Annotated in this window: 4 protein-coding genes; all 4 read right to left on the bottom strand. The window is 73.3% G+C overall.

The window, feature by feature from the left end:
• Positions 1-152 precede the first annotated feature (152 nt).
• Positions 153-1,364 carry a pyridoxal phosphate-dependent aminotransferase gene (locus tag E0D90_RS23815; protein ID WP_103502463.1) on the bottom strand — a complete coding sequence of 404 codons (1,212 nt, stop codon included), beginning with the start codon at positions 1,362-1,364 and terminating at the stop codon, positions 153-155.
• 157 nt (positions 1,365-1,521) lie between these two features.
• Positions 1,522-3,135: an N-acyl-D-amino-acid deacylase family protein gene (locus E0D90_RS23810; protein WP_227870448.1), complete on the bottom strand. Its 1,614-nt coding sequence runs from the start codon at positions 3,133-3,135 to the stop codon at positions 1,522-1,524.
• Between the two features lie 17 nt (positions 3,136-3,152).
• On the bottom strand, positions 3,153-3,581 hold the full coding sequence (locus E0D90_RS23805) for a RidA family protein (protein WP_103502464.1): 429 nt from the start codon (positions 3,579-3,581) through the stop codon (positions 3,153-3,155).
• Positions 3,578-4,459, bottom strand: coding sequence for an IclR family transcriptional regulator (locus E0D90_RS23800; RefSeq protein ID WP_130800037.1), 882 nt, complete (start codon positions 4,457-4,459; stop codon positions 3,578-3,580). Before E0D90_RS23800 ends, E0D90_RS23805 begins: the two co-directional genes overlap by 4 nt.
• Between the last annotated feature and the right edge of the window lie 72 nt (positions 4,460-4,531).

Here is a 4,531-nt window from a genome sequence, read left to right as displayed (position 1 = left end):
TCCGCAAGGCGGACGCCGAAGGCCCCGCACAACGGCGTGCGGGGCCTTCGGCGTCCGCCTTGCGGAAGCCCGGACGCGTCACTTCGGACGCGTCGGTACTGGGCGCGTCGGTACTGGGCGTGTCGGTAATGGGCCTGTCGGTGCTGGGCGCGTCAGTACTGGGCGTAGCCGTCCAGGAACTTGCCGATGCGGGTGATGGCGTCCGCCAGCTGCTCGGGCGGCGGCAGCGTGACGATGCGGAAGTGGTCCGGCTCCGGCCAGTTGAAGCCGGTGCCGTGCACGATCATGATCTGTTCGGCGCGCAGCAGGTCGAGGACCATCTGGCGGTCGTCCTTGATCTTGTAGACCTGCGGGTCGAGCCGGGGGAACGCGTACAGCGCGCCCTTGGGCTTCACGCAGCTGATGCCCGGGATCTGCGTCAGCATCTCGTGGGTGATGTCCCGCTGCTCGCGCATCCGGCCGTTCGGCAGGACCAGCTGCTCGATCGACTGCCGGCCGAAGAGCGCGGCGGCGACCGTGTGCTGGGCCGGCATGTTGGCGCACAGCCGCATGTTGGCGAGGATCGTCAGCCCCTCGATGTAGCTGGTGGCGTGCTCCTTCGGCCCGCACACCGCCATCCAGCCGCAGCGGAAGCCCGCCACCCGGTAGTTCTTGGACAGGCCGTTGAAGGTCAGCGTCAGCAGGTCGGGCGCCACGGCGGCCGTCGAGTGGTGGACGGTGTCGTCGTAGAGGATGCGGTCGTAGATCTCGTCCGAGCAGACCACCAGGCGGTGCCGGCGGGCGATGTCGGTCAGGGACCGCAGCATCTCCTCGCTGTAGACCGCGCCGGTCGGGTTGTTCGGGTTGATGATCACGATGGCCTTGGTCCGGTCCGTGATCTTCCGCTCGATGTCGGCGAGGTCCGGCATCCACTCCGACTGCTCGTCGCAGCGGTAGTGCACCGCGGTGCCGCCGGCCAACGACACCGACGCCGTCCACAGCGGGTAGTCCGGCGCGGGGACGAGCACCTCGTCGCCGTCGTCGAGCAGCGCCTGCATGGACATCTGGATCAGCTCGGAGACCCCGTTGCCGAGGTAGATGTCCTCGACCGAGAGCATGATGTCCTTGGTCTGGTAGTGCTGCTGCACCGCCCGCCGGGCCGACAGCAGCCCCTTGGCGTCCCCGTAGCCGTGGGCCTCGGAGACGTTGCGCAGGATGTCCTCCAGGATCTCCGGCGGGCACTCGAAACCGAACGCCGCCGGGTTCCCGGTGTTCAGCTTGAGGATGCGCTGCCCCGCCGCCTCCAGTCGCTGCGCCTCCTCCAGGACCGGGCCACGGATCTCGTAGCAGACGTTGGACAACTTGGTTGACTGAATCACCTGCATAGCGGTCACGATACGACCGCGCGGGGCCGGGCGCCCGGTGTTTCTCGCCACTCGGACGAAGGGGGAGGCACCCGGGGGTGACGGCCGGGAGAGCCGTCCGGGGTGGTCCGGCGTGTTGGGGCGTGGCCGGGCGTGGTCGGGCGTGGTCAGGGGCTGATCAGGCACGTTCCGGCGCGGGGCGGGAGCGTACCGCCCGCCCCGCGAGCGCGTCGGTGCGGCGCCCGTCGCGCACCGCGAACCGGCCGTCGACCAGCACCTCTCGCACCCCCACCGCGAGCGTCCGCGGTGCCTCGAAGGTGGCGGCCGCCGCGACGGTGCCGGGGTCGAAGAGCACCAGGTCGGCGCGGTAGCCGGGCCGGACCAGGCCCCGGTCGGCCAGCCGCAGCCGCCGTGCCGGGCGGCCCGTCAGCCGGGCCACGCACTCCTCCAGGGTCAGCACCCCCAGCTCCCGCGTGTAGTGGCCCAGATAACGCGGAAAAGTGCCGTAGGCGCGCGGGTGCGGACGGTCGCCCCACAGGATGCCGTCACTGCCACCGGTGTGCGCCGGGTGGCGCATGATCGCCCGGACGTTCTCCTCGTCGCCGACGTGCTGGAGGATGGTGGAACCCGCCCGGTCCGCGAGCAGCAGCTCCCGGGCCTCGCCGAAGCCCCGCAGCCGCCGCCCGACCCAGCGGGCCGCGAGCGCCGGGTCGCGCACCCCGGAGATCTCGATGGTGGACCAGTCCACGGGCACCCCGTGGCAGCCGTCGGAACCGGTGACCTCCAGAGCGGCGCGCACCCGCTCCGCCTCCCCGTCGTCGGCCAGCCGCCGCAGCAGCGCCCCGGTGCCGCCCGCGTGCGCCCAGCCGGGGAGCAGCGCGGCGAGCGTGGTGGAGCCGGGCAGGTAGGGATAGGTGTCCAGGGTGAGATCGGTCCCCGAGGCGATCGCCTCGTCCAGCAGCGTCAGCAGCTCCGGGGCGCGGCCGGCGTTGACCGGGAAGTTCATGGTGGCGTGCGCCAGATGGAGCGCGCAGCCGGAGTCCCGGGCGACCGCCACCATCTCGCGGTAGGCGTCCAGCGCCCCGGCGCCGTAGGAGCGGTGGTGCGGGCAGTAGTAGCCGCCGTGCGCCGCCACCACCTCGCACAGCGCGGTCAGCTCGGCGGTGGAGGCGTACATGCCGGGGCTGTAGGTCAGACCCGAGGACATGCCGACCGCCCCCTGCGTCAGCCCCTCCGCCACCAGCGCGCGCATCCGCGTCAGCTCGGCGTCGGTCGCCGGACGGTCCTCCCAGCCGCAGACCATGGCCCGCACGGTGCCCTGCGGCACCAGATAGGCCGCGTTGACGGCGATCCCGCGGTCCAGCCGGTCGAGGTAACCGGCCACGTCGTGCCAGTCGAAGTCGATGTCCGAGCCGTCGCCGTTCCAGCCCGCCACCGCCTCGCGCACGAGGTCGCGGGTGGCCGGGTCGGCCGGGGCGTAGGAGAGACCGTCCTGGCCCAGCACCTCCAGCGTGACGCCCTGGGCGAGCTTGGCGGAGTGGTCCGGGTCGCGCAGCAGCGCGAGATCGCTGTGGGCGTGCATGTCGATGAAGCCGGGGGCCAGCACCAGCCCCTCGGCGTCCAGCACGCTCCCGCCCGCCCTCGCCGCGTCCCCGCCGACGGCGGTGATCCGGCCGTCGGCCACGGCGACATCCGCGCGGCGGCGCGGCGCGCCGGAGCCGTCGACCACGGTGGCGCCGCGCAGCACGCCGCGGAACGAGGGCGCGGCGGCGCCCGGGGCGGGGCGGGGCACCGCCCCGGGGGCGCGCGTCACAGGACGGCGAGGGCGTCGATCTCCACGATCAGGCCGGCGGGCAGACCGACGTAGACCGTGGTGCGGGCGGCGGGCGGCCCGGTCAGACCGGCGAAGTACTCGTCGTAGATGGCGTTGAACTCGGCGAAGTGCTCGGTGTCGGTGAGGTAGACGCGGACCATGATCGCGTCCTCCCAGCTCGCGCCACCCTCCTCCAGCACGGCACGCACGTTCTCCAGCGTCTGCCAGGTCTGCTCACGCAGGCCGGGGCCGACTGGGGACGGCGACTGTCCGGGCTCGGCCGGGCCGAAGCCGACCTGGCCGGCGACCTGGAGCAGCCCGCCCTTGCGGACGCCGTGCGAGAAACGGGCCGGGGGCGTGGTCTGCCGCGGCGGGGTGACAGCGGTCTTGGCGGTGGACGGGGTAGCGGGGGTCTGGTCGCTCATGCGGTGTCGCCTTTCCTGGTGGGTGATGCGGAGGTCTCTGGGGTGGCGCCCTCGCCGGGCGCGTCGGGCGCGGACATATGGGCGGCGGTGTGGGCCTTCGTCGGCGTGGCGGGTGCCCGTCCGGCCGCGGCCGGCGGGACGCGGCCCGCGTAGTCGTCGGTGACGGCCCGGGCGGTGGCACGCACCTCCGGGAGCAGGGCCAGCACCGCCCGCTCGTCGGCGAGGACGCCCGGCGCGGAGACGGAGAGCGCCGCGACGACCCGGCCGTCGTGGCCGTGCACCGGCGCGGCCAGGCAGTTGATCGACTCCTCGTGGCCGCCGAAGTCGGTCGCCCAGCCCTTCTCCCGCGCGGTCGCCAGCTCCGCCAGCAGCGCCGAGGGGCCGGTCACCGAGCGGGAGGTATAGCGCGGGTAGGTGAGCCGCCGGGCCACCGCCCGTTGCTCCGCGACCGGCAGGTCCGCCAGCAGCACCTTGGCCACCGCCGCGACGGTGATCGCCACCGGGCGGCCGATCCGGGAGTACATCCGGACCGGGTACCGGCTCTCCACCTTGTCGATGTAGACGACCTGGTCGTCCTCGCGGATCGCCAGATGGACGGTGTGGCCGGTCAGTTCGTTGAGCCGCAGCAGATGGGGCTGCGCGATCTCCCGGACGTCCAGCTGCTCCACCGCCTCCTGGGCGAGGGCGAAGAGCTGGGAACCGAGCCGGTAGCGCTGGTCGGGCTGGCGGTAGACCATGCCGTGCTCGTGCAGGGTGCGCAGCAGCCGCAGCGCGGTCGACTTGTGCGCGTCGATGTGGCGGGCCGTCTGCTCCAGGCTGGCCGGGCCGCCGGCGAGCAGCGGCAGGATGCGCAGGGCGCGGTCCAGGGTCTGGCTCACGATGTGCCTCCCGGGGTTCCGGTGGCGGGTGGGTCGGAGGTGGGGGTGTCCCCGGTGGGCGCCCCGGGGAGG

Origin of the sequence: Streptomyces otsuchiensis (assembly GCF_004305975.1) — a bacterium.
GTDB lineage: Bacteria > Actinomycetota > Actinomycetes > Streptomycetales > Streptomycetaceae > Streptomyces > Streptomyces otsuchiensis.
Note: the sequence above shows the minus strand (reverse complement) of the source record. Positions and strands in the feature narration are given on the sequence as shown.